Raw genomic sequence first — 26,935 nt, 5'->3', positions numbered from 1 at the left:
TCATCACGTAGCTTGTATTTTGGAAGAAGGTGACGACAATGAATGATAAAAACTTAATTGAAGTTAAATTATTAAACAAAACATTTACAAAGAAAGTAGGTAGGCATCTTTTCAATAGAAAAGTCATTCCAGTTCATGCGGTAAATAATGTATCTTTTGAAGTTAAAAAAGGAGAGACGCTAGGAATTATTGGAGAAAGTGGTTGTGGAAAAACAACTACGGCTCGAATGTTATTACGGCTACAAAAAGAAACCAGTGGAGAAATATATTTTAAAGGTACTGATTTATGCAAATTAAATGAAAAACAGACAGCAAAGTTTCGTTCAAATATGCAAATGATTTTCCAAGATCCTTATGATACCTTAAACCCTGGTATGAGAATTATTGATATTTTAATGGAGCCAATTAATGCTCATTTAAAAGGGCTTTCGCATAAAGAAAAAAAGCTATGGTTAAAGAATCGATTGAAGCCATTGATTTAAAGCCAGCTGAACGATTTATATATCGATACCCACATGAGTTAAGTGGTGGTCAACGGCAGAGGATTGCTATTGCTAGATCAATAATATTGGAGCCTGACTTTATAGCAGCAGATGAACCAACTTCAATGTTGGATGTGTCTGTTCGCGCCGGTATTCTTAATTTATTATTAAAACTAAAAGAAAAATGGGTTTAACTATGATGTTCATTACACATGATTTAACAACTGCAAGCTATATGTGCGATAGAATTGCAGTTATGTATCAAGGTGAAATTGTAGAAATTGGAACAACTCAAGAAGTTATAAATTATCCAAGTCACCCGTATACACGGGCTCTCGTTTCCGTCGTAACAGATTTGAATCATTTTATTGATAATAGAGAGCGCATTATTTTGGATGGTGAAGTGGATGCAACGATGGAGAAAAAAGGATGTATATTTGTTAACCGTTGTCCATTCAAAGAAGAACATTGTGAACATCACTCGCCAGATTTCATTCAAAAAGAAGAAAATCATTTTGTTGCATGTAGTTGTTTAGATAAGGTTCCAGCTGGCTTACCAAAAGAACAAATTTTCGATAAAAAACCTGTCTCTTAGTAGGAGGTATATAATGTTCAATGAACAGAGGAAGCTGACAGGTAAGAAGTGGATTTTATTTTTAGCTGTACCAGCTGTAATCGAAAATTTCTTTCAAACAGTAATAGGTTTTGTTGACACTTTTTTATTGCAAAAATTGGAATTATTGAGGTTTCTGCTGTCGGTATTAGCAATGCTATTTTACAAGTTTATTTTGCCGTTTTTATGGCAATAGGAATAGCAGCCAACATATATATTGCAAGGTTTACAGGCTCAAATAATGAACGACTTTTAAAAATTACGACGTGGCAATCAATTTATTTAGCTTTAATATCGGGAGTTATTTTAGGATTTGTAACATTATTATTTGCAGAACCAATCCTGCGTCTAATGGGTGCTAATGAAAAAGTTATTCAAGCGGGTACAATTTATTTTCAAATCATCGCTGTTCCATCTGTTGTATTAGCACTATCGTTTGTACTAGCAAGTATTATCCGAGGTACTGGTGATACGAAAACTCCTATGAAAGTAAGTATATGGATAAATATAATTCATATTTTTTTAGATTATATTTTCATATTTGGATTCTGGATCATACCCGGATTAGGTATTGCTGGTGCAGCAATTGCAACCGTAATTGTTCGTTTCATTGGGATTGTTTGGTTATTTCGATTTATATTAAAGAACATATTAACTGAAAGCGTTAAAAAGAAATTGAGTTTTGGTTCATTTGATTGGTCTTTCATGAAGAAACTACTTAGTGTAGGTACACCGGCAGCAGGTGAAAGACTAGTTATGCGAGTCGGTCAGGTACTTTACTTTGGATTGATTGTATCACTTGGTACTGCAACATTTGCAGCCCATCAAATTGCAGGAAGTATAGAGATTTTTTCTTATATGATAGGTTATGGGTTTGCGACAGCAGCAACAACAATTGTTGGGCAGTTGATGGGGGCAGAAGAGTATAAGCAAGCAAAAAAATATGCCCATGATTGTGTTTGGATTGCCGTAGGGTTTATGAGTATTGTTGGTATAGGTCTATATTTCAGTTCAGAATTTCTAGCAACTCTATTTACAGAGGATTTCAGTGTGATTAATCAAATTGTTATTGCATTAAAAAATTGATGCTTTTATACAACCTATTTTAGCTATTGTACTAGTATTAACAGGTGCCTATCAAGGTGGAGCTAACACCAAGATACCTATGTATATAACAACAGTAGGAATATGGTTAATTCGTACATTAGGGGTATATATACTAGGAGTAGTGTTAGGCTTGGGAATTGCTGGTGTATGGATAGCAATTTTAATTGATAACTTATTCAGAGCAGTCTGGTTAATGTATCTCTTTTATAATGATCGTTGGGTAAAATTAGAAAAATTAAAACAAGTAAGTTGAATACCGTATTGGGGTATGTTAATTTTAAATTAGAGTCAATAAAAGAGGGGTGATAACAAATGAAACAATTATCATTAAATGTAGAGGGAATGTCCTGTGGTCACTGTGTTTCTTCCGTCAAGGGAGGAGTAGGATCACTTGATGGAGTTTCTAATGTAGAAGTTGATTTAGCTAATGGAAAAGTTGATGTTATTTTTGATGATTCTAAAACATCTGAAGACCAAATTAAACAAGCCATTGATGAAGAAGGATACGACGTGGTTGCATAATTATATTCTCCCCATATGTAAACAAATACATATGGGGAATTTTACATAATATAAATAACTCTTATAAACCTTGATTACTTAAGTAAATTTATTTTGTGAAAATTGATTTACCCCTTATATAATTCTGTTAAAAAAATACGTAAGGGGGGGTATAGTATATAGTGAGAGGGTGGATGACCATGAATGAAGAAAAAGATATGAAAATTGTGAACCAGGAAGAACCTGTTGTTCCACGAACAAATTCTGAGAAAGAGGCTGTTACTAACAGGCTAAAAACGTATAGAAGGTCAGGTTAGAGGACTGCAAAAAATGGTAGATGAAGGTCGATATTGTGTTGATGTGCTGGTCCAAATCTCTGCTGTTAAAGCAGCACTAGATAAAGTTGGCTATCAAATGTTAGAGCGACATGCAAAGATGTGTGTGACAAATGCAGTTAAACAAGGTAATGGTGAAGAGTATATGGAAGAGTTAATGAAAGTGATTAACCAATACTCAAAATAATAGGAGTGAAAAACATGGGGATTGAAGAAAAAGAAAGAAAACAAACCCAGTTGGACATAACAGGAATGACTTGTTCAGCATGTTCAACAAGAATAGAAAAAGTTTTAAATAAAATGGATGGTGTTGATGCGAATGTCAATCTGTCTATGGAGAAAGCTTCCGTGACGTATGATGAAGAGCAAACGACTGTTAATAATATAGTAGAACGGATTCAAAAGTTAGGATATGGAGTACAAGAAGAGAAGGTTGAATTGGATATCAGAGGGATGACTTGTGCGGCATGCTCAACCCGTATAGAAAAAGGTCTTTCACGTATGGAAGGAATTTCTCAAGCGAATATTAACTTAGTTTCAGAATCAGGTACAATAGAATATACACCTGGTGTCGTAACTATTGACGATTTATTAGCAAAAGTTAAGAAATTAGGGTATGAAGCATTTGTAAAACAAGAAGATAATGATGAAAATCAATCACATAAAGAAAAAGAAATTCGCAATAAGAGGAATAAATTTGTTCTTTCAGCAATTTTGTCCTTTCCATTATTGTTAACTATGCTAGGGCATATGCCTTTTGATATCGGCCTATCAGCACCAGCATTTATAGAATATCCTTGGACTCAATTCGCCCTTGCGGCTGTTGTTCAATTTTATATCGGTTGGCCGTTTTATACAGGTGCGTATCGTGCGTTGGTCAATAAAAGTGCTAACATGGATGTACTTGTCGCACTTGGTACGTCAGCTGCCTTTTTTATAGCGTTGTTCAAACATTATTATGGCAATCTGAAGCAATTATGCACGCCAAGCTATATTTTGAAACGAGTGCAGTCTTGATCACATTAATTATTCTAGGTAAATATTTTGAAGCATTAGCCAAAGGACGAACAACTGCAGCTATTTCTAATTTATTAAAACTTCAAGCAAATGAAGCAACGATCTTGCGCGATGGTAAAGAAGAGCGTGTACCAATGAGCAAGTGCAAGTCGGGGATTACATTATTGTTAAACCAGGTGAGAAGATTCCTGTTGATGGAGAGGTTACTAAAGGTACGACGTCTATCGATGAATCCATGATTACAGGAGAATCGATACCTGTAGATAAAAATGAAAAAGATCCAGTCATAGGTTCTACAATTAATAAAAATGGAACAATCACGATGACTGCTAAAAAGGTCGGAAAAGACACCGCATTAGCAGGTATTATTAAAATTGTTGAAGACGCACAAGGGTCGAAAGCACCTATTCAACGAATGGCCGACAAAATCTCAGGTATTTTCGTACCTATAGTTGTAGTCATTGCTATCGTAACATTTGCAGTATGGTTCTTCACCGTAGACCCGGGAGTATGGTCATCAGCGCTTGAAGCATCAATTGCAGTATTAGTCATAGCATGCCCATGCGCTTTAGGTCTTGCTACACCAACGTCAATCATGGTTGGTTCAGGTCGAGGAGCAGAGCAAGGTATCCTATTTAAAGGTGGAGAGTATTTAGAAGGCACTCAAGCAATTGAAGCAGTTTTACTCGATAAAACAGGAACCATTACTGAAGGTAAACCACGTGTGACAGATGTTTTGACTTTATCAGGCAAAGAGGAAGACTTTTCATTAGTTGCATCAGCTGAAAAACGTTCAGAACACCCTTTGGCTGAAGCGGTTATCGCTTATGCAACTGAAAGAGAAATTACAGTAATAGATCCTGCTTCGTTTGAAGCAGTCTCTGGACACGGTGTTTTTGCAAAAGTTGATGGCTATGATGTTTACGTTGGTACTCGTAAGCTTATGAATGAAAGAGGAATTAACATAAGTGATGCTGAAGACCAGATGAAGAACTTTGAGCAAGAAGGAAAAACAGCTGTTCTTGCTGCCATTGACGGAGAAGTTCGTTTTTTAATTGCAATTGCAGATACTGTCAAACAAACCTCAAAACAGGCTATAAAAGATCTGCAAGGCATTGGAATAGAAGTCTATATGATGACTGGTGACAATACGTTAACAGCAAAGGCTGTAGCTAAAGAATTAGACATTCCTAATAATCACGTTTTGCCGAAGTTTTACCAGAGCATAAAGCAGGTAAAGTAAAGGAGCTACAAAATATCGGTAAAAAAGTAGCGATGGTCGGTGACGGAATTAACGATGCACCTGCATTAGCAACAGCTGATATTGGAATGGCTATTGGGACTGGAACAGATGTTGCGATTGAAGCAGCAGATGTAACTTTAGTAGGCGGTGATTTATCTAATATTTCTCATGCCATTAGATTGAGTAAGAAAACGATGCGTAATATAAGACAAAATTTATTTTGGGCTCTTTTCTATAACAGTTGTGGGATTCCGATTGCAGCTGTAGGTCTTCTGGCACCATGGGTCGCAGGTGCAGCGATGGCATTTAGCTCTGTATCGGTTGTAACTAACTCACTTAGATTGAAAAAGCTAAAAGTTTTAATAATTTTTAGAATTTTTTATGAAGCTTGTTGACAAAAGCCTTCTGAAAACAGTCAACAGGTTTTCTTTTTTTTTCTATACTTATTTTTTTAAAAAGGATGCATTGCAGTTTTAAATAACTTCTAGATATGATGTAGCCCCGTGACGTCCATGAAGGGACTACAATTCTATTTAATAAATTTTAATAGACGGGTACATTATTTTATCCCTCATAATAGCCTTCTAATTTTTTCGCTATATAATTTACTACATACTTAATGAAAAGGCCATAATAGATATAAAAATTATATTTGGATTAATAAATGGCTTTCAAGAACAGATTGAAAGTGAATTGGATGATCTAAATATGATAAGTCAAAGTCATGTATCATTAGTAATGGATGAATTAGACCCTTATTACAAACAAGAGAAACCATTAGAAGAGATGCCTGACTTTACAGAATTCAGATTATCAATGGAGAGAAAAGGTATTAACTACATGATGTTAGTCAATATTCTAAAATACCTTAAATCAAAAGGAGCTTATGAATTAGAGATTGATAAGTTAGGCAATTTTAAAATTAATGAATTTGATATTTAAAGCACTCATTTTATTGAGTGCTTTTTTTAAACTCTCACACTTTTTTAGAACTACCCACCTACCTAACATAAACATCTTTTTTAGATACTAGATTCAATCAAGTGATTAACCTGCTATTTGTCCGCATTAATTAAATAATATTTCACCCTGACATACGGAAGAGGGGAGGAGAAAAAAGACTGAAGCCTACCACTCATTTAATTTAACTCATGTATATGAGTTTTACGATCTATTCCCATAACTTAGGACAAGAAAAAAGATAGATCATATCTATTGTCCATCTATTACAACGCTTATAACACCCTCCTATATGGATTACTATATCGTTTTGAATAGCACATGTAACATTAAATCTCATGTTCACTTGAATGTACTATGTAATATGAAACGATCTATGCAACGCTATGCTACATTCCTATATGCATGACTACATATATTGGGATATTAACCTTCAGAACACTTGTAATAAGTTTTTACAGAGATATTCCTGTATGCCTTTTATTAATGGAATACCATATTAAAAATTAAAATCTAGTTTTACGTTAATTTTCATGTTAAAAATAACATCGCACTTGAAAGATGACGATACATCGTAATGCAGATTCCATAACATCATTTAGGGAGGGTTTTTAATGACCATCAAAGAATTACACGAAGTATATTTTGAAACGAAAATAGATGCAGAAGTTTTAGACGTTGTTTTAAATTTAGCTGATGATGTGAACTACACGAAAGAAGATGGGGCAAAGAACTTTTGAACATTTTGAACCATCATAATTTATTAAATGAGAGGATATTAGATAATGACAACATTTACAAATGAAATTAAAAAAGGTGTCGCTATTGTAGATCGTGGAGGAGAAGATGAGCACATCGTAGCCAATGAAAAAACAATGAAAATGAGCGAGAAAGATGTAGTATTCATCATGTTAAGAGGGGAGAGCTTCAGGGAATCAAAATAAATGGAGCTCCAATATTATCCGCATTAATTAGAGGATAGCTTATACGCTATCCTTATTATTTTTGAGATTAATCTATGCAGTTAATAATCGTGTTTTACCCTTCTTATCCTGAGTTATTTTAACTTTTCTATATCATCCACTAACCCCTTATCCTTATATAGAGGAAAAAAGTTACTATTTGTCGAAAAAATGATTAGGGGGGGGTATTATGAGCGAATTTGGTAATATACAATCAACTGATGAAGAGATTAAAAATTCTAGACAATTTTACCATCTAGATAGAATTGGAAGTTTAGAAATTGGTAAAGAAATATCACTAAATCCTATATATGTTAATTCGAATTCTAAAGAGATCTCAAATCACATTAAAGAATTATTTAAAGAGGGTATTAGTAAACATGGACTACAATATATTAATGCTCTTCAAGGTAATAATGCACAGACTGAATGGTTCTTTGAATATGTACGCAGAAGTAATTTTCAAGACAAGCCATCCAGGTTTCAGTCGTTTTTTGGATTTTCAACACTTGATGATATAGAAAGGATGAAATCTAAGCTTAATATTAGTGGAGGAACAATATACCTTGTGCAAAGTAGCCAATACTTTAGAGCAGATATGAACTTGTTAGGTATTCAGCAATCATATTTAATGTTTTCCCTACTTGCTAATATTTACTGGTCAGGTGAAACATATAAAGAATTAAATTCAAAATTTGGTTTTAAACCGTTATGGGAATATCTGTTAACAGGGGAAATAAAAATAATTGATAAGATTCATAACTGATGAAATGGAAACATAGAGTATTATAATTGGTTCTTTTTTAAATGGTCATCAATTGCATACTTATTTTAATCATTATTATATAGTATATAAAATGAAAAGACCCCTCAGGCCTTGCGACGAAAGGGGTCTTTGGGGTTGGCACCCTATGACTCCGAGTGGGCTCGAACCACCGACCTCCACCCTGTCAATTAAGAGGTATTGTTCAACCTCTTTTCACCCGATGTAATTTATAGTGACCAAAAACCTCTTTAAATCAGCGTTCTTAAGTGTTTGTAAATGTACTATTTCCCTCTTAATCACTTTTAGTTTTTCTGCTTGTTCCCTTTTTGCCGACAAAATGCCGACAACTTATTCTAATGTTGAGCAACTTACTTTATTTGTTTCACAGAAATAAAGATTTAGAGAGTTAGTTTATATTATTTCATTATATTAACGTATTTTGATAGATTAACACCTTTTCTCACTTCTGTCTTGTAAGATTCACTAATTCCTGAAATGCTAACAATTTCAGCGATATTATAATCATTTCGTAAGATTTCGGTTCCATATTTAATTCCAAATAGATGAATAAATGTCACTTGTTCTTTTGGAGGAGCAGAGTTATACATATCTTTTAATAATTTTCCAAGCTCAGCTTTTCTCAATGAATTTCACCTCATTCTTTAATTGTAACTTTAATAATATATTTTTTTAATATTCATAGAAGTATTAGAAAAGTAATGATTATTCTAAGAGGGAGTTATGACATTTAAGTGGGAGTAAATAATTTCGATGAATCATACCACTAGTAATTGTCAAACGGATGAATCTCCTATATTAAAATGGGATGAATGTGATTTTATAGTTATGATACTATTGGATTATTTATTATAAATATAAAATGCACAAATGATTAAACTGCTATTATTATAACAAGAAATTTAAGTAACGGAACTCAAATTTGCACTTAACCTTTATGATTTTTCTTTTGTTTCCATAGATGGATTAATATGAGAATATGGTACTATAATGATAAGTGACTTTAGCAATGACCTAGCGAGGAGATGTTTTCATGTCATTAACGAGCAAACTTAATGCGAAGAATCAAAAAGATAAACACTTTAAAAACATTTTATTATCGGTTGCACCTTCTAAGCAGGATTTCTTTACACAGAGCGGTTTGGAACCGTTCTCAAGAAATTATAATTATTTTGTAGTAAATGAATTGAATAATACATATGACTCAGGTTTGGTGGGTACTGCATTCGATTACCTTGCTCGCTTTAGAATTAGTAAATTTATAAATAAAAATGATGCAGTTTATGACCTCGTTGCTCTAAAAGGATTTGACAAGTTGAAAAGATATAGAGAATTAGATGACGATGAATATTTAAAATAGTTAATCCTGTATTAGAGTATTTGAAAAGCGAATCAGTTTCTATAAATACCATTTATGACTCAGCGGTTCATTTAGCTAAGTTAGAACAATTCTCAAGAAGTAGAGTAAGAGAAGAAAAATCGATGTAAATTACATCATGTTTCAACCAGCAACTAAAATGTGTTGAATGAACTAGACGGTCTATTAAATGTTTTTGAGAAGAATTTCATCGTGCCTGAAATAATAAAAAAGAAGTAAAGTTGTATTTAACCCGAAATTTGGTGCTGCTTCATTGTTGGTGAATGGTGCAGATGCTGATGTATTTATTGACGATACCTTATATGATTTCAAAACAACCAAATATAATGAATTTAATCAATTAGATAACTTACAGTTATTGGGTTATTTTCTTGAATGAACTTGCAATAGAAACTATGTCCGATATCGATTATAACTATCAACATATGAACATAAAAAATTGCATATTATAAAGCTAGATTTGGAGAGATTGAATATATTAAAGTTGCTAATCTATTAAATGAGCAGACAATACAGAAGATAATGATGCAATTAGCAGATTATTTTAAAGGTAATTATGGAAGCCTCCATTCATCAATTTGGGCAGATAATGAACATACAAAGGAATTGATTGAAAAAATAAGAACAGGAGAATTATATAATAGAGATTAAGTGAGTTAAAGAAAGGATTGTCTAATATGTCTTCAATAGAGTTAATGTTCGAAAATATCTATCACAAAAACAAAAGAATACTTTGAAGAGGTCCTCGACTCATATACAACTGGTAATTATCGTTCAGCAGTTGTAATGTTATATTCTGTTGTTGTATGTGATTTAGTTTATAAACTTAAAGAACTTTATGAGAAGTACGAAGACGATACTGCTGAAGAAATACTTGAAATCATTAGGGAGGAACAACGAAAGTCTTCAACTTCCCCTGATTGGGAACAAAAGTTGATTAACTTAGTATTTGAGAAAACAAATTTATTAGATAATGTAGTTAATGAAAATATCAGACATCTGAAACAACATCGTCATTTATCTGCTCACCCTGTACTTAATGAACTTGATATTTTATTTATGCCAACTAAGGAAAATGCAAGGAGTCACATTCGTAATATGCTTGAAGGTTTGTTAGTTAAATCACCAATCTTTTCAAAAGATGTATTTGACTTCTTTATGGAAGATATTGCGGAAAATCAAGAATATTTTCCCAAAAAAGAAGATGATAATCTTGAAAAATATCTTGATACAAAATATTTTAAATACTTTAATAAAAATTTAGAGGAGAAAGTATTCAAAGCATTATGGAAGTTTGTATTTAGAAAAGAAGATGATGATGGAGAACAATTTAAGAACAATAGAGTTATCAATTACAGAGTTTTGACAATTATGTTTAAGCGGAATAGAGTGAATTTATTTCAGATAATTAAAGAAAATACTTCTTACTTCAGCCAAATTTCAAGAAATAATATCAATATAGAAAAATGATAGATTTTCTTGCAACATATGATGGAGTTTTTAATTTGCTGGAAGACCATTCAAAGCAACTTATAAAGGAAAAGTAAAAACTAAATACTCATTCCAAATTAAGAGTCATTTTTATATGATAATCCAGTAGAACATTTTAAAGAATTATCAATTGCACTACACAAAGAACGATATGATTACTCGCCATATAGGTTGGAATATTTAATAACTCCTCCTCAAATAAAGTTTTTAGAAGAACTTTCTAATAGTCACAACTGTTCCGAGGAATTTTTTGACTTTATTATAGAACATCATTGTTATAGTGGTTCATTTGATGAAGCAGATATTACATTTATGAGATGTATAGAACCTTATTTGGACAAATTTTCAAGAGGAAATATTATTGAACTATTAAGTGGAATAAATTATAATAACCAACTTTTTAATAGAAGTGCTGCAGAAAGTGACAATACTAAAATTAAGAGGTACGCAGATAAAAAATTAGGTAAAAAATTCAATTACAGTAAATATGAAAATTTGAAATTTAGCGATATAAATTCTAATAAATAACAACTTAACAATAAATAAAAAGGTGTTTTATAAAATGGAGAATAATAAAGTAGATAGAACAACTAGGTTAATTGTAACATTAACAATGTTTGGTGGAACCTGGTTTTTACTAAAAAAATGTTTTTAAATCATGGGTTAATATTTTTTCTTCAAGTGCATATACCCAATCTTTTATTAGTATAGAGAATATAATATCTGTGATATCATTTACAGTAATATTAACAATAATAATAAAGGTAATCCTTTACATTTATGCAGAGCTTAAAACTTTTCAAATGTTTGAAAGTGAGGAAGAAAAACAAACAATTTATAAGAGCGCAGATATTAAATTTAATGATATCTTTAAAACTATTAAAAAGTGTGCTTATGCAATACTTGGAGTAGCACTACTGTTTGGTATTTTTGAATTGTTTAATGACCCCAATTTATTAGGGTATTTTATACTTGGCGCTTTATTAGCCTTAATATTTTTTATTATTTTATTCTTTGTCAAAAAAGAGAAATTAAAAAAAAAAGTTGTATCAAAAGCTGAAAAAATTGAAGAAACTATAGCACCCTATGGTTCTCTAATATATATAAGTTTTCTGGCACTATTTGTAGGTATCTGTATAACATTAGTTTCATTCAATCAAAATCAGTTTTGTTGAGGTTAATTTTAAAGATAACAATGAAAATATAGCTTTGGAATTAATTGTGCAAAACATGGAGAATATAGAAGCTACAATTAATATTGTTAATGATAAAGAAAATATATCGCCAAATGTTATTAGATAGATAATAATGACTTTAATAGAAATGTAATTGAGGTATATGATGATACAAAAACAGATAATTATAAGTTCTACATAAAAAAATCTAGAAATCAATACACCCATTCATTGGATTTATCAGAATATATTATAGACGGTCGAAATGTTGTAGAAATTAAAATTATTAGTAATCAGATGTCGAGAAATAAGGTTGTTAAAATAGAGAATGAAATTGAAAAAACGAGTCAGAAATTACATTTTCAGAGGATAGTTTTATTGTTAATCCTTAAAAACATTGAATGTCACTACAAAAAAACTTTTAATATTTGACTAGCTACATCAAGCTACAACGATAATATTATGAAAGTGCCCAAATAGGGATTTGATTATAATTTTTTTAAAAACCCTTGAATAATAGGAAAGTTATTATTCAGGGGTCTAATATAAACAATATAAAGGTATTTTAGAGAATATTAAAAAACACCTAATTATTTGTCAGACCTTTATGATATATCACTTAAAGTAATTAATTGAACATTATTCTGATGTAATTCATTTTTAGGGAGCAGAACTGGTTGTAATCCAAATCAATAAAGTGACTGCTATGCACGACAATTACTTCTATTTCACCTAACTTAGCTATTTTGATGAGTTGAGAGAAGTTTTTACGTTCAGTATATTCGTCATTCATATATCTTCGAAATATGCGGAATACCCTAGTAGAATCCCGTATTCGTGACAAAATTCCATTAGGCTTAGTAGTTGATTAGTTTTCATTTTATCATTGTAATACCTTACATAGAATGCACAACGTTTGTATTGAAGTTCATTGAATTCCATTTTTATCACCTCATCATTTTGATTGAATGGACCTATTCTAGCTGGTAGCATTATATTTGTAAAATCAAATAATATATTTAATAGGTAGAATAAAAAACAAATTATATTAGCTAAAATGACAGATGAAATCACAAACAAGAGGTGTAACAAATGGAAAAAAACTTATTGTAGAAGTTTGGGGAGATTTTACCGAATATTCAACTGAGGTATTTTATACTCGCCAAGAGGCAGAAGAATACTTTAAAAAAATCAGAGCATCATTGAATTCTACTCGTTTTATTAAAGGAAGTACTACAATAACTGATAATGAAGATGAGAACAATTGTGTGATATTAACTGATGCGCTCAAAGATTTAGGTGAATAAACTTCTACATTAAATTGAAAATACAAGGAATAGGTATATGCATTAGATGGTATATATTATTTATAATGGATTTATTGTATATAACAAATTTATTGTATATAACAAATCTATTATAGGAGATATATCTTATATGTAAAATTTATATGTTAAATAGGATTAATAGTTTTTGAATGTTGTAACGTACTTAAGTGCTGGTACTAAAATATATAATATTGAACTGATTATAAAGAATACACGTAAAGCTTTATAAATGATAAGTATTAATATAATATTGTAAAAAAATGAGCATCTTTCAAATAAAAGTGGTGTTTGATATAAAAATTGTTATAAATAAAAAATCGTTTAAAACGTTAAAGTTTAAACGATTTTCGCTTATTAGTGACTACTCTATATGTTCTTGTAAATTAAAGCGATTCTCTTTAATCCATTTTTTAATTAATCGGTCATTTAATAATCCTTTTTCTTTAGCAAATTGATGAGATTGCTTAATTAGATTTACAGCGAGGAAATAATATATCGATATTAAGGATAAAATTAAACATATACATAATATTTGCAACTTTAGTAGCAACATAATATCTATTTCGTTAAACATTATTATTACTCTCCCTTCAAAAGAGTTACTATAGATTATAAGTTATTTCCAGCTGGATGCCAATAATGCTAACATTTATATTCATTAGTCTGTATATCGTTTATATATATATTTAGATGATTGTAAATCTTTTAGGTTTTAAAATAATGACAAACGGTGAGTTAGGAAGAGAAGTGCAACGGCTAGTATATCCCCCCCTCCGCACATAAAAATAGACTTTATGTACGAAAGGGAGATAGTTCTATACTTTATAATGACCGACGGAGCCGTCAGTGTGTCGAATGTATCCGTATAGCAGCGTTATAAACGCATACTAGCATATTGTGCCCTGGTCCAGCTTTACCACACATAGTAGGAAAGAAAATCCCTCTAACTGCTAGTACTATCCCTGCCTAATGGCACTGGGACGGTTTGACCTCCAAATTTGGAGCTTCAGGGAAGTCGCCAACTCTATGACCTATATGGTGTATCTAAATTGTTGCTCACCATATAAGCAGATGCACCTCTAACGTGCGACATCTCCGTTATGGCGAGTAACGGGAAGAGGCTTACTACCAACCTCTTATTTTTGTACGGTAGTTTTATATAAAAAAGCCCTTCCCTGATGTTAAAATGGAAAGGACTCATCGATACGTAAAATTTGTATTTTATTATTTATATGGTATAGTTACGTATCTAAATATGAAATTTTAGTCCTTTTAACTACCTCCGTACAGCCATACGTTGAGGTAGTTTTTTATATGTATTTAATAATGTAATTGAATTATATATTAGGATTATATAAAGTCAAATTTTGAAACAACGACTTTATTTAATCGACAAATATATCTTTATTTATCGATAAACTGAGGTTAGTTAAATTTATATATTTCCATATACCAATTCCAATTGCATCTGCAGTATTGTTATCGATGTCAGTAACTATCATTTCATTACAAATAAATTTGTACCATGTACTTTTTTTAGCATTTTCTAATCCATAAAATTTACAAACAAGATGTCTCCACGAATTAACCTGAACTAAACTTGTGCAAATCTGTAAATTAAAAAAGTAATACAATAAGTAAAACTGCATTTGTGCCAACTTTTTATAAACTTTTATCCCACTTCTTGCTTGGTAATGAATGTCTTCTATAACAACATCGGTTATTTTATATTTAGAGAGTAGTTTATCAAGTTGCACTTTAACTGTTATTATGCGGTCAAAATAGTTTAAATTATTGTCTAATTTAAACCGACCGTATTCTAATTGTATATAAGTTTTATTTTTAATTTGAAATATTGAATATCCTGTTGTTGTTAAAGCTGGGTCAATCGCTAAAATAATTGTTTTAATCACCACTCACTTTAAAAATATTTAAGTCATTATATATTGATAAAGATAAATGTCAAATTAAGATATAAGAATGAGCCTAATTTCGATATAAAAAGGTTTCATTATATAATTTTGCATCTTATTTAAAAAGAGGTGCATTATTTTGAAATCTAAGAGTGAGTTTGATGTAAAAAGAGGAATGATATTATTAGCAAATTTAAAAGGTTTATTAACATCCAAATATGGTACTTTAAAGCCAGTACTAGTTATACAAAACGACAAGGGAAATAAACATAGTCCTTGCACAATTGTCGTAGTATCTAATGGGGAAAAGATAAGAGAGGATTTTGTGTGGGATTTTGATTTAGTATTTACGATAGACAAAAAGAGATTACAATCATTTATTGGATATATTCTTTCTGATGAGTTATGGAAAATACAGGATACTTTAAATCAAAGCTTGATAAGTGTAAAACAGTCGTAATAACATGGCTGTTTTTTTGTTTGTTTATTTGTACTGTTACTAACTTAGCGAATGTATAGGGTAACATTAGTACAAAAGAGTAGGAGACCATAAAGCAGGACAGACAGAGGAGTAGTAAGGAAAGGAGACAGAAAATGTCTCCTTTTTTTAAATTGAATGTATAATATTGTATACTTGTAGTTAATATTCCTTAATTAGGAAGGAGAAAGAAAAACTCGCATAATAGGAGGATTATAAGTGTTAGAAAATTTCAAAGGGTTTATTGGCTACTCTGATGAAGAGTTTAAAAATTTGTGGGAAAATGCCTTAGTTGTAGTAGATACCAATATCCTAATTTATTTCTATAAGTTTTCATCTAAACAATCTGAGACCTTGTTTAATATACTAATGAGATTAAAAATTGAAGAGAGGTTGTGGATTCCTCATCAGGTAGCATTAGAATACTTTCACAATTATGAAAGCAATATGTCCAAGCAAACAGAAGGATATAACTCTTTAAAGGAAAAACTCCTTAAACTAAACAAGGATGCTGAGAAAGCATTTTCGACAATTGAAAGCTCACATCCTTACATAGAAATATCCAAATTCAAGTATTTTATAGATGAGTTGAAAAAATCAATTGATGAGGTACAAGAAAAGATAACTGAGGAAATTAATGAGTTACCAAAAGCTGAATATACAGAGAAAAAGGTTTTGGAGTTGATGGATGGAATTGTGGGACATCCATATACCCAAGATAAGATAAATTCCATAGAAAATGAAGGTGGAGAAAGATACCATAATGAGGTTCCACCAGGATGGGAAGATGCGAAAGACAATAACAAAGAAAATATAAGAACTTATGGTACATTGAAATATACTCAAAAATATGGTGACTTAATTTTATGGAATCAAATGATTGACAAAGCTAAAGGTGACCAACATTCAACTCCAATAATTTTTATTACTGAAGATAAAAAAGAAGATTGGTGGGAAAAAGATAAAAGAGGTATCAAAAGACCTCAACCTAATTTGATTCATGAATTTTTAGAAAAAACATCACAAAAATTTTATATGTATAGAATAGATGAATTTGTTAAGTATGCAAGAGAATATTGGGGCGATGGTGTACCAGAGCAAGAAGTAGAGAACTTTAACAAAGAGCTGGAACATATAAGAAAATCAGATGATAAGGTAGAAGAAATGAAGAGAAAAAATGCTAAATTAATGGCATACAGAATAGGTGTAGTGTCTTCTCTTAGTAAGCAGTTCAAAGATGTACAGATAAATAAGTTAATGGAATATTTAGTTGAGGAGGAGAAAGCTCACTTTAAAAATGAATTAAAAATTGCTTTTAGTGAGAATGATAAGGCTTTTTCTACTCATATTTATGATGATGCAATTTCATGGGCATTAAATATAGCATCTCCAAGAATAGTGAATAAAGCCATAGACTTAATCTCTACTCTTGGAACTTTAGATTATACTAAAGCAAATGAATATAGAGATAGAATGTATAGTGAGATGCCTGATGAAACAGTACCAAAAGGTATTATGCTCTTAGAGTTTGTTGAAAAGCTTAAAAATGAAATTTATGAATTAGAGGATGATGGTTTACCATTTTAGATGTTTTTAAGATGTGAGGGTGGAGCTTTATTGCTCTTTCCTTTTTATTGTAAGAATTAGGTGTGGCAAGTGAGGGGAGAGGTTCAAATAATGATGAACAAAGAAGATTTTGCTAGGTACTTAGAGACTCAGGCTAAATTAAAGCCTTATTCCATAGGTAGATATGCAGGAGCAATAGACACTATATCCTCTGAGCTAGAAGGTTATGGACTGGAGGATAAGAATCTATATAATCTGAATGACTCTACATTTATAGATGTAATTCTTTCTAATCCTGAATTTATAAAGAAAAACAATAAAGGAAATAGAATGTATAGTACAGCTTTCAAGCATTTCAAAAGATACATAGAACATAGTAATGCTAGGGGATTTCAAGCAGAACTATTAAAGGAAGAATTGGACTTTGAGCAATATTTACATAAGAAACCTGATAAGGACAATATAAGAAACATTGTAGACAAGCCTATTGAGAAGCCAACTCATAAATCAGTAAGCAATAGGAAAGTGTGGTATAGAGACCCTAGATATGCAAGTGAGGCTGTTGCTTATGCTAATTATCTATGCGAGGTCAATAACCAACATCAACACTTTATCTCTAAGTTTAATCAAAGAAATTATGTAGAGGCTCATCATTTAATCCCTATAGCATTTCAAGAGCATTTTGATTTTAGCCTAGATATACATGCTAATATAGTTTCTTTGTGTTTAATCTGCCATAAAAAACTACATTATGGGCTGCTTGAGGAAAAGAAAGAAGTCTTAAAAAGTTTATTCAGTAGCAGAAGTGACAGACTGAAAGCCAGTGGGATTAATATTAGCTTAGAAGAACTTTTCAGCTATTATAAAGATAATTACTGGAGGTGGATGTCTTGCCTCATTACTTAAAATTCTATTAATAATTTTATGTTGAGTACATAAAAGACACGCTGGTTTGTATGCGTGTCTTTTATATTTCACTTAGTTTTTCGAGATATTTCCTTTTATCTAACATTGACGGGCTAGCGTATCTCTGGGTGGTATTCACATTACTATGACCCATTAAGTTAGCCAAAATATTTATTGGAATAGTGGTATTTTGTAATAAGTTATTAGCAAAACTTGCTCTAAATCTAATAGGATATAGCTTAATGTTTGCCTTTTCCCCAATTCGATTGAGAATTAGTTGAATTCCACGTACGCTTAACTTTTCACTACGTTGTGAGATAAAACGTAATTACTTCTCCTGTGGTAAATTTTTGTGATTTTCCCCTTTCCTTTAGCCATTCATTTAATGATTCAACTACGTCTGAACTAATTGGAATATATCTACTTTTTTTCCCTTTGCTGTTTCGAATTAATATTGTCGGGTTTTCTTCCAATGACATATCACATATTAGGAGGTTTGATATTTCTGAAACTCTTGCCCCAGTTTTTAGCAAGATAAGTACAAGGGTGTATGCTAGTGTATTAGTTTCTCTTGCAACAGCTAAAACCCTAAGTTCTTCTGTCCTCGTGAGATATTGGTTTTCAAAGTGTTCTTCTACTTTTATTAACTTAATTTTAGAGGAAGGATTATTCTGTATTACTTTTGAATTAGTAGAAAGGAATAAAACGTTTTATTGAAGATAATTTCTGATTAACAGAGGTGGGAGCATAATTTTCATTTAAATACTCCCTATATTCTTTTATTTCTCTAAATGAAACTATTGCTAAATCAATTATTCCATAATTTACATTCAACCAACCTTCGAACTTACTCAGTGAATCTATATAGCTATTTATGGTTCTGGTACTTCTATCCTCGTTTTCTAAGAAGTTTTCAAATTCCTTCTGATATTGCATAAGAACCCTCTCCTTTAAAATATTATACGCTCAGTTTATTTTGTCATTATAACGATGAGTTATAATTAAAAGACATGGAATCTTATCATAATCCCCTGCTTTTTCCAAGAACTTATCGTATAATGGTAATTAAATGATAAGTATGTAGAAGAACAAGGAGGAGTAATGATGAGTATTCAAACAGTAGAAACAGGACTTGACTTAGGAACGAAATTTTTTAACCAATCAGTCAGCTTATTTTTTAGGGCTGCTAATGGCAAATGAACAAACTCAATCAAACAATAATGTATATTGGCAAGCACCTGTACGGCATAACCCAACACATTATAACTATCAAGATTTGGAAGAACATTATAATTACATAAAGGAAATAGCAAGGTTTTTAGGCAAAGATGACCTAACGCAATTAACTGATTTCTATATAGAACAAGGTTTTCCAATTGTTAAATTTAATGCAGGAAAAAAGGGAGTTGTTACTCTCTTTGAACAAACTAGTGAGAGTTATGATATTGAACACTAGTTAATGACATTACTGACCCATTACTAAGTTCAGATGTCAGTGTGAAAAGAGCGTTCTTAGTTGGAGTTTTTGATGGTAGAGGTTCTTACGATAAAACAGCTAAATTTATTGCACTAGATTATAATAATGATGCAATTAGAGACATAGTAGCAAATGTATTAAATGATTTAGGAATTGAGGCAAATATTAATTCTAAGGCAACTGCTAGAGTCAGAAGAGATAGTACTTCAGCTCCAAGAAAGAAACAAATAAGAATTAAACATATAGAATTCCTGTTAAATATTGGATTCATTTCTCCGACTCGTTTTAATAGTGCAACAAGTAATTTACCAAGTCATTATGACTTAATGAATTCAAGCGATATACTACCAAGTCTAAAATATATTTCTAGTAATCAAGATACATTATTTTAGTTAATGAGACGTAACAAAATTGGAGGATAAGTATGGGTAAAAATATCATTTACTACGGACCACCTGGAACTGGAAAAACATACATGATGCAACAACTAAAATCTAATTATACAGTTTTCAATATCAGTGATGAAGAAATAGTTAATGCTTATATTGATACATCTGAGGAATGGTTATTAATTACTTTAATTCTACTTCAGGGAAATAATTTAATGTCTAGCGATAAAATACAAGAAAAAGTTGATACATTGTCAATTCCTTCAACACATGAATTAAATAAAGGAGTCTCATCAATATTAAATAAACATTCAACAATTATTTCAAGTATGTTTACACCAGAAGAACCTCAAGTATTTACTCAGAAGGATGACAAATGGTTTGTAGCGTTAGACAATCTATTATCTTACGATTATCAGTTTTACAAGAATTATCTTTTGGAAGAAAGTGTAAAAGAAAGATATAAGTTTGTTACATTTCACCAATCATTTGTTTATGAGGATTTTGTAGAAGGAATAAGACCCGTGATTGACGATGAGGATATGGCTGAAAGTGGAGAAATTAAATATACTGTTCAACCAGGCGTTTTCAAACAATTATGTAATGAAGCATTAGCTGATTCACATAATCGCTATGCGATATTCATTGATGAAATAAACCGTGGTAATATCTCAGAGATATTTGGTGAATTAATTACTTTAATTGAAGAAGATAAACGTTTGGAAGAAGTTAATCAGCTCATGGTAAACCTTCCATATTCGAAAGAAAAAATTTGGCGTACCTGAAAATATTGACATAATCGGTACTATGAATTCAGCAGATAGAAGTATTGCTTTGATTGATGTTGCATTAAGAAGAAGGTTTGAATTCATTAATACAACTTTTAACCTTAACTTACTTTCAGACAAAATAAAAAGTTTTGAGTTGGAGCCAACCAATATTGACGGAATAGACTTAGTTAAGCTTTTAGAAGTGATTAATAAGAGAATTGAAGTGTTGTTGGATTCAAACTTTGTAGTTGGTCATGCATATTTTATGAATGTCAGGTCTTTCATAGATATAAGGGAAGTCATAGTCAGTCAAATAATACCTTTACTGGAAGAGTATTTTTACGATGATTTGCAAAAAATCCAACTGATATTGAACGATTTAGATGAAGATGGAGAAATAAAAGATGATGCTATTTATCGACATGAGGAATTGGAAGTAGCAGAATTATTTGATTTTCTGGGTGATTATGAGTTTGAGGATAAGAGAAGTTATTATACAAGTAATAGTATTAAAAAAAGTTCAATTATTAAAGTCTATTCTAATTAAAGAGGTATATTTATGAATTTAGAAGTAATTGAGCACCAAAAATTTTCATCTCCAATGTTAATAATGAGAGTAGATGCCAAATCTCTAGACAAGACGCAGAGTACCTAAAAAGAATTGAAATTAACCAAGGCAAACAAATATTTAAGTGGGGTAGTAATTATATAACTCCGCAGCATTGGGTTGGAATTATAAGTACACCTAATATCACAATTGAAATACTTCCTAAAATAGCTGATAGTGATAATAAAGCTATTGTTAAAGATAGCCTTATAAAAATGCTGAAAGTGGCAAATGATATTCCGTTAAGAAAAAATATTGATGCCAATGTTTCTTATGGAGGTCAAGGTTTTATTGATGTCTTGGCATCAATATTTTTGAAAGAATTGGAAAAACAAATTCAATCAGGTCTTGTTGGCTCATATAGTAAAGTAAAGAAAAACTTACCTACTGTTAAGGGTAGTATTGATTTCTCAAATCATATTAAAAAGAATACTGTTTTGAAAAACAAGTTTTATTGTAGATATTCGAAATTCACTAACAATAACATCATTAATCAAACAATCAAATATACATTGCATTTTTTTAAAAAGGTTAGTAAGTCAACAAAAAATATTTCGTTAATAAGTAAGCTTTACCCTCATTTTGATGGTGTTGAACTCAAAACTATTAATATATCAGATATTGATACAATAAACTGGGACAGACAATCAATTCGCTATAAAATTATTTTAGATTACTGTAAATTATTTATTTTGGGAGAATCTATTCAAATGTCGGCTGGTAAAGTTAAAGTCGATTTAATGCTATTTGATATGAATAAATTATTCGAAAGGTTTATATTTAAGATGTATAAGAGAATTTACAAAAAGGTTTCATATCAATACGGAAGTCAATATCTACTAACAAAAACTGAAACAGGTCATAAAAAAATAAATTTAAGACCTGACATAATATTAAACATCTCATCAGCTAGGTTAATTATAGACACTAAGTGGAAGCAAGTGCATAGATTTGCTGATGAGTCAGATATATACCAGATGAACTCATACTTAAATTCTTTTCCTAATATTACAAACGCAATTTTGTTATATCCGAAAACCTATAACAATGATAAATGGTTGGGGAATATAAGTTTAATAATCAACAAAGTACTCTACGATTGAAAATAGAAACGGTTGATTTAACAGAGCTTGGAAATAGACAAGCTTTTTTAAATTCATTAAAATATATTGTTGAAAAATAATAAGCAGGTGATTTAGTGACTAGTAAAATTAAAATACAATTATACAATAATGACTGCTTATCTGTTCTTAAAGAATTGAAGGATGAGAGTATCGACCTTATTTTAACCGACCCACCCTATAATTTAGGTAAATTTATGAAAGATAGACAAACAAATTTAAAAAAATGCGTGAAAATTTTTTGGAGAAGCTGGGTGGGACGATTTAGAATATTTAGAATGGAAGAACCATATGGATTCTTTTTTGAAGAAGCCAATTAGGGTTTTGAAAAAAAAGAGGTTCAATGATAATTTTTATGTCTCTAATGAAAATAGAAAACAATAGTTGAATTGGCTTCAAAGCATAAGTTTTATTATAAAACAACTGGAGTTTGGCATAAAACAAATCCTATGCCAAGAAATATGAACTTACACTTTATTAATTCTACAGAGGGTTGGATTTACTTTGTTAATAAAGGGAAGACGGGAACTTTTAATAATAAAGGAAAAGCTATACATGATTTTATAGAAACATCTGTTATTCGTGGAAACGAAAAAAAGTATGGAATTCACCCGACTCAGAAACCCGAAGTTCTGTTTGAACATTTCGTTAATCTTCTAAGTAATGAAAATGATGTAATATTAGACCCCTTTATGGGTAGCGGTACTGCAGGAATTGTTTCGAAAAGGTTAAATAGAAATTTTGTTGGTTGTGAAATTGATAAAGAGTATTTTAAAATAGCTACAAATAGAATTGAAGAAACTTTAGAACAACAGATTGCTATTGATTTAGATTAAAAGAAGGTGTGTTGATGTTAAAGGCTGTTGATTTATTTTCTGGTGTTGGGGGGATTATCATTAGGACTGCAAGAAGCAGGGATTAATGTAGTTTTATCAAATGAAATAGATAAAGATATTGCAAACTCATATATTAAGAATCACCCAAAAGTACAGATGATTAATGATGATATTACAAAGCTTGAAATAAATTCAATTTTGGAGATTTGAAAGGGAATATAGATATAGTAGTCGGTGGACCTCCTTGCCAAGGTTTTTCTCAAAAAGGTTCTAGAAAAATCATGGATGACGAAAGAAATTATCTTTTTAAGTATTTCTTTAAGGTTGTTAAGTATTTACGACCAAAGTATTTATTATGGAAAATGTACCAAATCTTTTAACTTCTGGAAAAGGTATTTTCAAAAAACAAATATTTGAAATGTTTGAGACCATTGGCTATAAATTGGATTCAGATATTCTGAATTCGTATGATTATGGTGTTCCTCAATTAAGAAGAAGAGCATTCATAATAGGCAAATACAACTCAAATATAGCTTTACCTCTAAACATATCTGAAAAAGTAAATGTTAAAGATGCAATATCTGATTTAAGTTTTCTGAACTCTGGCGAAGGAGTTGAAGAACAAGAATACAAATTTGAACCAAAGTCAAACTATCAGAAGTTGATGAGGAGAAACTCTAAGACACTTTATAACCATAAAGCAACTAACCATTCAACATTGGCGATAGAACGAATGAACTTGATAGCACCTGGTCAGGGACGAGAAGTACTGCCAAAGGAGCATTTAACTAAATCTATTTATAGTGGAACATGGTCAAGAATGATAGAAGACCAGCCTTCTGTAACTATTACTACTAGATTTGACACTCCATCATCGGGTAGATTTACTCACCCATATCTTAATAGGGCTATAACTGTCAGAGAAGCAGCACGAATTCAGTCTTTTCCAGATGACTTTATATTTTACGGTTCAAAGACTTCACAGATGAAACAGGTAGGAAATGCTGTACCGCCTTTACTCGCAAAGGCTATAGCTACAGAAATTCTGTTAGACTTTAAAAAAAATGAAAAAATAATTATTTAAACGAGACAATCTTGTCTTCGTTTTTTAGAGTTTTTAATGTGATAATTAAATTATTTATTGACAACTTATCGTGTAATATAGTATTATGTAATCAATCTAAAATTTTTGGAGGTGTTTAATAGAGGAAATCCATAAGTAATATTCAGTGTTTTGTAAAATTTAACATTTGGAAAAACAAACCAGTTTTCCTAATGATAAGTATGTTTTTGAACTCGTAATAGGGGTGCATTGCGCCTTTAAACGAAGTTTAAAAAACAATTTTAAATCATAATAAAGCTATTTTTAGACGTGGTCTCACTACACGTATGCCCAAATTAGCTTATTGATTGAATTGTTAAATACTTACATTAGGAAAGCTGGTTTTTTGTATGCAAAAATTATTTAAGGGGGTGATTACAATGTGAATCTAAACCGCAACTCTTAGAACCTTGAAAACTAAATAGACACCTTAAGAGAATTGATAGTCGCCCTATTAAAGGGATAAATGGTTCAATTGGTTCCCGTGAGTGGTTTAAAGAAGCATAAGGCATTTAGCCGACTATCATAATACTGCTGCTACTTAATTATTTTAAAGTAATAAATTCTACATACTGTAAAGTTGGTCCTAGTAAAAAGACCAGAAACTAAATTTAACTATATTCGATAATAAAATAATTAATGAATTAATTAATGGAGGAGATAATCATGTTTAATAATTTAGAAATTATGAAGCAATTTGGTGAAGGTAGCACGTTAGAAACAATAAAAAGTGGAAACATAGCTACGACAAATTATATTTGTTTAGAAATCAGCAAATCAAAAATTACTAATAGAAATGTTAAACAGCATTTAAAAGCTTTTTCGGAAATTGAAAAACACCAAACTAAATTCAAAAATAAAGTAGTTTTAATGTTCCAAGGTTATGACTATGATTCAAGAGAAATATATGAAATTAGAGAGATAAGACGGTGGGTTAGAAAGTTAGTCGAACAGAAACCACACATATTTTATTACTTATCGGTCGAGTTCGAAACAATGGCAATTATATTACCATGTATATTTGAATACGAAGTAATGAGTAAAGGACCATTAGGCATCCTAACAAAATTAAAACCGAATGAAAAGAAGCTTAAGGAAATATGTGACGCTGTGTATGAACACGCAATACAAAATGGAGAGACACATGAAAGTGCTCAAAGAATGATACATAGAATTCAGTTTTCAGTTGGATTTGGAATTTGATTATAAATAGAAGGGGTAACTATCTCCTTCTCCCCCCTTTTAAATTATAAGTTAAACGTATTAAATACAAACAATGGAGTGATAGAAATGAGTAAAAACTTAGTGAAGGTAATATATTTGAAACTGCTGGAATATCTCTTATTATTTGGCTATTAGGAGCATGATGTTTAGAAAGATTTTTGAAACAGACATTAGTGAACATAACTTTGAGGTTCAAATTATTGCTGGGTACAGAATGTTTAATTTATTAGAGGAACAAAACCTAGTTCAGAATTTAATATGTGAATTGAAATGTGAAGGCTATCAAGATAGTACCTTATCTTTGAAATATAGTTCTTCTCTTGATAATTCAGATGTTAGCCTAGCTATGAGAATAAAGAATGATGTATTTATACCTTTTAGCCAAGAGGAAATTGATAGTTTGCTTAATGTAGAAGAGGAAACTGTCAGTGTCAATAATGAGAAAGAGAAGTGTTTTATGGAATTTCCTGAAGATGATATAGATATTGATTCTCATTTCATCAATTTAAATGAAACATTGTATCAGTTACTAATAGGTGAGGGCTATGAGTTTTTATCTTATAAAGATTTAATATGGAAGACATGTCAGTTGTAGAGGTACTAAAATTGTGCTCCCTCATTCAAGATAAAGCTTCTTACAATAGAAGAATTATAATCTGTTATATATAATTTGGAAATGGATAATGCCAAGAAAAGAAATTGTTTAGAAGAATATATTATTAATAGGAGTGATTTACAATGGGACAATATTTTATTGCAGTTAATCTCGATAGACAAGAGTTTTTATACCCAATTAGAGGAAGTGGTGCAAAGCTAATGCAACACAGTTATATAGGGAATGAGTTTGTAGAAACAATAGCAAGGCTATTTTCAAAAGGAAATCCATGGTATAAGTCTCGACTCGTCTGGGCTGGTGATTACATGGATGAAAGAATTTATCTAGATGAATTTGAGTCTGAAAGTTTTATGGATGAAAAAGGAGATTATAACCTTTATCACTATTCAACTGACCACTTTAATTGTTTAACACCTTTTTTCGAATTTAATAGTTTTAAATTTACTCAAAGTTATTCCTATATAGTTAATCATTGTAAAAAAACAATATGTAGACATAAATAAAGTGCCTAATAGTGAAGATGGTTTAAAAAAATCACCCACTTCCACTATTAA

35 protein-coding genes and 3 pseudogenes are annotated in these 26,935 nt (G+C 30.8%); 33 read left to right on the top strand and 5 right to left on the bottom strand.

Annotated features, from left to right (window positions below; genetic code table 11):
- Positions 1-38 precede the first annotated feature (38 nt).
- The 12 genes and pseudogenes from JCM13188_RS19035 (at position 39) to JCM13188_RS10595 (ending at position 7,986) form a co-directional block, all read left to right on the top strand.
- Positions 39-482, top strand: a complete 444-nt coding sequence (locus JCM13188_RS19035) for an ATP-binding cassette domain-containing protein (protein ID WP_279401711.1) — start codon at positions 39-41, stop codon at positions 480-482.
- Positions 449-676, top strand: a complete 228-nt coding sequence (locus JCM13188_RS19030; RefSeq protein ID WP_279401710.1) for an ATP-binding cassette domain-containing protein — start codon at positions 449-451, stop codon at positions 674-676. Before JCM13188_RS19035 ends, JCM13188_RS19030 begins: the two co-directional genes overlap by 34 nt.
- A 2-nt stretch (positions 677-678) precedes the next feature.
- A complete protein-coding gene (locus JCM13188_RS19025; protein ID WP_279401709.1) occupies positions 679-1,077 on the top strand; it encodes an oligopeptide/dipeptide ABC transporter ATP-binding protein in 399 nt (132 codons plus the stop codon).
- A gap of 13 nt (positions 1,078-1,090) precedes the next feature.
- Positions 1,091-1,291, top strand: coding sequence for a hypothetical protein (locus tag JCM13188_RS19020; RefSeq protein ID WP_279401708.1), 201 nt, complete (start codon positions 1,091-1,093; stop codon positions 1,289-1,291).
- Positions 1,204-2,181 carry an MATE family efflux transporter gene (locus tag JCM13188_RS10620; protein ID WP_369404959.1) on the top strand — a complete coding sequence of 326 codons (978 nt, stop codon included), beginning with the start codon at positions 1,204-1,206 and terminating at the stop codon, positions 2,179-2,181. The genes JCM13188_RS19020 and JCM13188_RS10620 overlap by 88 nt, the downstream gene beginning before the upstream one ends.
- Positions 2,182-2,514: 333 nt before the next feature.
- A complete protein-coding gene (copZ, locus tag JCM13188_RS10615) occupies positions 2,515-2,724 on the top strand; it encodes a copper chaperone CopZ (RefSeq protein WP_054753997.1) in 210 nt (69 codons plus the stop codon).
- 197 nt (positions 2,725-2,921) lie between these two features.
- Positions 2,922-3,225 (top strand): annotated as a pseudogene (locus tag JCM13188_RS10610) (metal-sensitive transcriptional regulator).
- Positions 3,226-3,239: 14 nt separating this feature from the next.
- Positions 3,240-5,693, top strand: a pseudogene (locus tag JCM13188_RS10605) (heavy metal translocating P-type ATPase).
- A 313-nt stretch (positions 5,694-6,006) separates the two neighbouring features.
- Positions 6,007-6,240: a hypothetical protein gene (locus JCM13188_RS10600; RefSeq protein ID WP_054753995.1), complete on the top strand. Its 234-nt coding sequence runs from the start codon at positions 6,007-6,009 to the stop codon at positions 6,238-6,240.
- A gap of 632 nt (positions 6,241-6,872) precedes the next feature.
- On the top strand, positions 6,873-6,998 hold the full coding sequence (locus JCM13188_RS19015; protein WP_279401707.1) for a hypothetical protein: 126 nt from the start codon (positions 6,873-6,875) through the stop codon (positions 6,996-6,998).
- 45 nt (positions 6,999-7,043) lie between these two features.
- Positions 7,044-7,202, top strand: a complete 159-nt coding sequence (locus JCM13188_RS19010) for a hypothetical protein (protein ID WP_279401706.1) — start codon at positions 7,044-7,046, stop codon at positions 7,200-7,202.
- Positions 7,203-7,410: 208 nt separating this feature from the next.
- Complete coding sequence (locus JCM13188_RS10595) at positions 7,411-7,986, top strand: DUF2441 domain-containing protein (RefSeq protein ID WP_054753993.1); 576 nt, start codon at positions 7,411-7,413, stop codon at positions 7,984-7,986.
- A gap of 416 nt (positions 7,987-8,402) precedes the next feature.
- Here JCM13188_RS10595 and JCM13188_RS10590 read toward each other — a convergent pair whose 3' ends face one another.
- The gene (locus JCM13188_RS10590; RefSeq protein WP_054753991.1) at positions 8,403-8,630 is read right to left on the bottom strand and encodes an HTH-like domain-containing protein; all 228 of its coding nucleotides are present in this window, start codon (positions 8,628-8,630) and stop codon (positions 8,403-8,405) included.
- Positions 8,631-9,037: 407 nt separating this feature from the next.
- On the opposite strand from JCM13188_RS10590, the gene JCM13188_RS10585 reads away from it, so the two are divergent.
- The 6 genes from JCM13188_RS10585 (at position 9,038) to JCM13188_RS10565 (ending at position 13,355) form a co-directional block, all read left to right on the top strand.
- Positions 9,038-9,364, top strand: coding sequence for a hypothetical protein (locus JCM13188_RS10585; protein ID WP_054753989.1), 327 nt, complete (start codon positions 9,038-9,040; stop codon positions 9,362-9,364).
- Between the two features lie 271 nt (positions 9,365-9,635).
- Entirely contained in the window at positions 9,636-9,761 is a 126-nt protein-coding gene (locus JCM13188_RS19005) for a hypothetical protein (protein ID WP_279401705.1), read from the top strand.
- 407 nt (positions 9,762-10,168) lie between these two features.
- Positions 10,169-10,852: a hypothetical protein gene (locus JCM13188_RS10580; RefSeq protein ID WP_054753987.1), complete on the top strand. Its 684-nt coding sequence runs from the start codon at positions 10,169-10,171 to the stop codon at positions 10,850-10,852.
- A 192-nt stretch (positions 10,853-11,044) separates the two neighbouring features.
- Positions 11,045-11,401, top strand: coding sequence for a hypothetical protein (locus JCM13188_RS10575; protein WP_054753986.1), 357 nt, complete (start codon positions 11,045-11,047; stop codon positions 11,399-11,401).
- A gap of 275 nt (positions 11,402-11,676) precedes the next feature.
- Positions 11,677-12,048, top strand: coding sequence for a hypothetical protein (locus JCM13188_RS10570; protein ID WP_279401704.1), 372 nt, complete (start codon positions 11,677-11,679; stop codon positions 12,046-12,048).
- A 1,064-nt stretch (positions 12,049-13,112) separates the two neighbouring features.
- Positions 13,113-13,355 carry a hypothetical protein gene (locus JCM13188_RS10565; protein WP_054753982.1) on the top strand — a complete coding sequence of 81 codons (243 nt, stop codon included), beginning with the start codon at positions 13,113-13,115 and terminating at the stop codon, positions 13,353-13,355.
- Between the two features lie 1,406 nt (positions 13,356-14,761).
- Here the strand turns inward: JCM13188_RS10565 and JCM13188_RS10555 are convergent.
- A complete protein-coding gene (locus tag JCM13188_RS10555) occupies positions 14,762-15,289 on the bottom strand; it encodes a crossover junction endodeoxyribonuclease RuvC (RefSeq protein ID WP_279401703.1) in 528 nt (175 codons plus the stop codon).
- Positions 15,290-15,428: 139 nt separating this feature from the next.
- On the opposite strand from JCM13188_RS10555, the gene JCM13188_RS10550 reads away from it, so the two are divergent.
- The 3 genes from JCM13188_RS10550 to JCM13188_RS10540 all read left to right on the top strand — a co-directional run bounded on the left by JCM13188_RS10550 (position 15,429) and on the right by JCM13188_RS10540 (position 18,239).
- Positions 15,429-15,749: a type II toxin-antitoxin system PemK/MazF family toxin gene (locus JCM13188_RS10550; RefSeq protein WP_054753975.1), complete on the top strand. Its 321-nt coding sequence runs from the start codon at positions 15,429-15,431 to the stop codon at positions 15,747-15,749.
- A 237-nt stretch (positions 15,750-15,986) separates the two neighbouring features.
- The gene (locus tag JCM13188_RS10545) at positions 15,987-17,354 is read left to right on the top strand and encodes a PIN-like domain-containing protein (RefSeq protein ID WP_054753973.1); all 1,368 of its coding nucleotides are present in this window, start codon (positions 15,987-15,989) and stop codon (positions 17,352-17,354) included.
- A gap of 90 nt (positions 17,355-17,444) precedes the next feature.
- On the top strand, positions 17,445-18,239 hold the full coding sequence (locus JCM13188_RS10540; RefSeq protein ID WP_279401702.1) for an HNH endonuclease: 795 nt from the start codon (positions 17,445-17,447) through the stop codon (positions 18,237-18,239).
- A 61-nt stretch (positions 18,240-18,300) separates the two neighbouring features.
- On the opposite strand, the gene JCM13188_RS20940 is transcribed toward JCM13188_RS10540, so the two are convergent.
- From JCM13188_RS20940 to JCM13188_RS10530, 3 genes are read right to left on the bottom strand one after another with little or no spacing between them, the layout of a single operon-like run.
- Positions 18,301-18,501, bottom strand: coding sequence for a site-specific integrase (locus tag JCM13188_RS20940; RefSeq protein WP_439646632.1), 201 nt, complete (start codon positions 18,499-18,501; stop codon positions 18,301-18,303).
- Positions 18,502-18,544: 43 nt separating this feature from the next.
- Positions 18,545-18,883 (bottom strand): tyrosine-type recombinase/integrase, encoded by a 339-nt coding sequence (locus tag JCM13188_RS20935; protein ID WP_369404957.1) that lies wholly within the window; start codon positions 18,881-18,883, stop codon positions 18,545-18,547.
- Positions 18,884-18,926: 43 nt separating this feature from the next.
- Positions 18,927-19,175 (bottom strand): site-specific integrase, encoded by a 249-nt coding sequence (locus tag JCM13188_RS10530; RefSeq protein WP_054753968.1) that lies wholly within the window; start codon positions 19,173-19,175, stop codon positions 18,927-18,929.
- A gap of 253 nt (positions 19,176-19,428) precedes the next feature.
- On the opposite strand from JCM13188_RS10530, the gene JCM13188_RS10525 reads away from it, so the two are divergent.
- The 12 genes and pseudogenes from JCM13188_RS10525 (at position 19,429) to JCM13188_RS10480 (ending at position 26,884) form a co-directional block, all read left to right on the top strand.
- Entirely contained in the window at positions 19,429-19,695 is a 267-nt protein-coding gene (locus JCM13188_RS10525) for a hypothetical protein (RefSeq protein WP_054753966.1), read from the top strand.
- An 8-nt stretch (positions 19,696-19,703) separates the two neighbouring features.
- The gene (locus tag JCM13188_RS10520; protein WP_279401729.1) at positions 19,704-20,108 is read left to right on the top strand and encodes an LAGLIDADG family homing endonuclease; all 405 of its coding nucleotides are present in this window, start codon (positions 19,704-19,706) and stop codon (positions 20,106-20,108) included.
- Between the two features lie 32 nt (positions 20,109-20,140).
- A complete protein-coding gene (locus JCM13188_RS10515; protein ID WP_054753962.1) occupies positions 20,141-20,890 on the top strand; it encodes an AAA family ATPase in 750 nt (249 codons plus the stop codon).
- A 49-nt stretch (positions 20,891-20,939) separates the two neighbouring features.
- Positions 20,940-21,422, top strand: a complete 483-nt coding sequence (locus JCM13188_RS10510) for a 5-methylcytosine-specific restriction endonuclease subunit McrB (protein ID WP_054753960.1) — start codon at positions 20,940-20,942, stop codon at positions 21,420-21,422.
- Positions 21,423-21,463: 41 nt separating this feature from the next.
- Positions 21,464-22,585, top strand: coding sequence for an McrC family protein (locus JCM13188_RS10505; protein WP_369404956.1), 1,122 nt, complete (start codon positions 21,464-21,466; stop codon positions 22,583-22,585).
- Between the two features lie 95 nt (positions 22,586-22,680).
- A complete protein-coding gene (locus tag JCM13188_RS19000) occupies positions 22,681-22,923 on the top strand; it encodes a hypothetical protein (protein WP_279401701.1) in 243 nt (80 codons plus the stop codon).
- A 69-nt stretch (positions 22,924-22,992) separates the two neighbouring features.
- Positions 22,993-23,439 (top strand): DNA-methyltransferase, encoded by a 447-nt coding sequence (locus JCM13188_RS18995; protein ID WP_279401700.1) that lies wholly within the window; start codon positions 22,993-22,995, stop codon positions 23,437-23,439.
- Between the two features lie 42 nt (positions 23,440-23,481).
- Positions 23,482-23,649, top strand: a complete 168-nt coding sequence (locus JCM13188_RS18990; protein ID WP_279401727.1) for a DNA cytosine methyltransferase — start codon at positions 23,482-23,484, stop codon at positions 23,647-23,649.
- A pseudogene (locus tag JCM13188_RS10495) lies at positions 23,646-24,523 on the top strand (DNA cytosine methyltransferase). Before JCM13188_RS18990 ends, JCM13188_RS10495 begins: the two are co-directional and overlap by 4 nt.
- 684 nt (positions 24,524-25,207) lie before the next feature.
- The gene (locus JCM13188_RS10490; protein WP_054753956.1) at positions 25,208-25,744 is read left to right on the top strand and encodes a hypothetical protein; all 537 of its coding nucleotides are present in this window, start codon (positions 25,208-25,210) and stop codon (positions 25,742-25,744) included.
- A 163-nt stretch (positions 25,745-25,907) separates the two neighbouring features.
- Positions 25,908-26,360 (top strand): hypothetical protein, encoded by a 453-nt coding sequence (locus JCM13188_RS10485; RefSeq protein WP_279401697.1) that lies wholly within the window; start codon positions 25,908-25,910, stop codon positions 26,358-26,360.
- A 143-nt stretch (positions 26,361-26,503) separates the two neighbouring features.
- A complete protein-coding gene (locus JCM13188_RS10480; RefSeq protein WP_054753953.1) occupies positions 26,504-26,884 on the top strand; it encodes a hypothetical protein in 381 nt (126 codons plus the stop codon).
- Positions 26,885-26,935: the final 51 nt, after the last annotated feature.

This window comes from Piscibacillus salipiscarius JCM 13188, from assembly GCF_001311865.1.
In the GTDB taxonomy this organism is placed as follows: Bacteria; Bacillota; Bacilli; order Bacillales; family Alkalibacillaceae; genus Piscibacillus; species Piscibacillus salipiscarius.
This window is presented reverse-complemented; position numbering and strand designations above follow the sequence as displayed.

Bases quoted from the DNA above. Each gene is read 5' to 3' on its own strand.
- JCM13188_RS10490 (WP_054753956.1), top strand. From the start codon at position 25,208: ATGTTTAATAATTTAGAAATTATGAAGCAATTTGGTGAAGGTAGCACG.
- JCM13188_RS10530 (WP_054753968.1), bottom strand. From the start codon at position 19,175: ATGCAATATCAGAAGGAATTTGAAAACTTCTTAGAAAACGAGGATAGA.
- copZ (WP_054753997.1), top strand. From the start codon at position 2,515: ATGAAACAATTATCATTAAATGTAGAGGGAATGTCCTGTGGTCACTGT.
- JCM13188_RS19030 (WP_279401710.1), top strand. From the start codon at position 449: ATGGTTAAAGAATCGATTGAAGCCATTGATTTAAAGCCAGCTGAACGA.
- JCM13188_RS19010 (WP_279401706.1), top strand. From the start codon at position 7,044: ATGACAACATTTACAAATGAAATTAAAAAAGGTGTCGCTATTGTAGAT.
- JCM13188_RS10565 (WP_054753982.1), top strand. From the start codon at position 13,113: ATGAAATCACAAACAAGAGGTGTAACAAATGGAAAAAAACTTATTGTA.
- JCM13188_RS10595 (WP_054753993.1), top strand. From the start codon at position 7,411: ATGAGCGAATTTGGTAATATACAATCAACTGATGAAGAGATTAAAAAT.
- JCM13188_RS10515 (WP_054753962.1), top strand. From the start codon at position 20,141: ATGGGTAAAAATATCATTTACTACGGACCACCTGGAACTGGAAAAACA.
- JCM13188_RS19020 (WP_279401708.1), top strand. From the start codon at position 1,091: ATGTTCAATGAACAGAGGAAGCTGACAGGTAAGAAGTGGATTTTATTT.
- JCM13188_RS10540 (WP_279401702.1), top strand. From the start codon at position 17,445: ATGATGAACAAAGAAGATTTTGCTAGGTACTTAGAGACTCAGGCTAAA.
- JCM13188_RS19025 (WP_279401709.1), top strand. From the start codon at position 679: ATGATGTTCATTACACATGATTTAACAACTGCAAGCTATATGTGCGAT.
- JCM13188_RS10480 (WP_054753953.1), top strand. From the start codon at position 26,504: ATGGGACAATATTTTATTGCAGTTAATCTCGATAGACAAGAGTTTTTA.
- JCM13188_RS19035 (WP_279401711.1), top strand. From the start codon at position 39: ATGAATGATAAAAACTTAATTGAAGTTAAATTATTAAACAAAACATTT.
- JCM13188_RS10525 (WP_054753966.1), top strand. From the start codon at position 19,429: ATGGCAAATGAACAAACTCAATCAAACAATAATGTATATTGGCAAGCA.
- JCM13188_RS10570 (WP_279401704.1), top strand. From the start codon at position 11,677: ATGTTTGAAAGTGAGGAAGAAAAACAAACAATTTATAAGAGCGCAGAT.
- JCM13188_RS10600 (WP_054753995.1), top strand. From the start codon at position 6,007: ATGATAAGTCAAAGTCATGTATCATTAGTAATGGATGAATTAGACCCT.
- JCM13188_RS10585 (WP_054753989.1), top strand. From the start codon at position 9,038: ATGTCATTAACGAGCAAACTTAATGCGAAGAATCAAAAAGATAAACAC.
- JCM13188_RS19015 (WP_279401707.1), top strand. From the start codon at position 6,873: ATGACCATCAAAGAATTACACGAAGTATATTTTGAAACGAAAATAGAT.
- JCM13188_RS10485 (WP_279401697.1), top strand. From the start codon at position 25,908: ATGTTTAGAAAGATTTTTGAAACAGACATTAGTGAACATAACTTTGAG.
- JCM13188_RS10580 (WP_054753987.1), top strand. From the start codon at position 10,169: ATGTTATATTCTGTTGTTGTATGTGATTTAGTTTATAAACTTAAAGAA.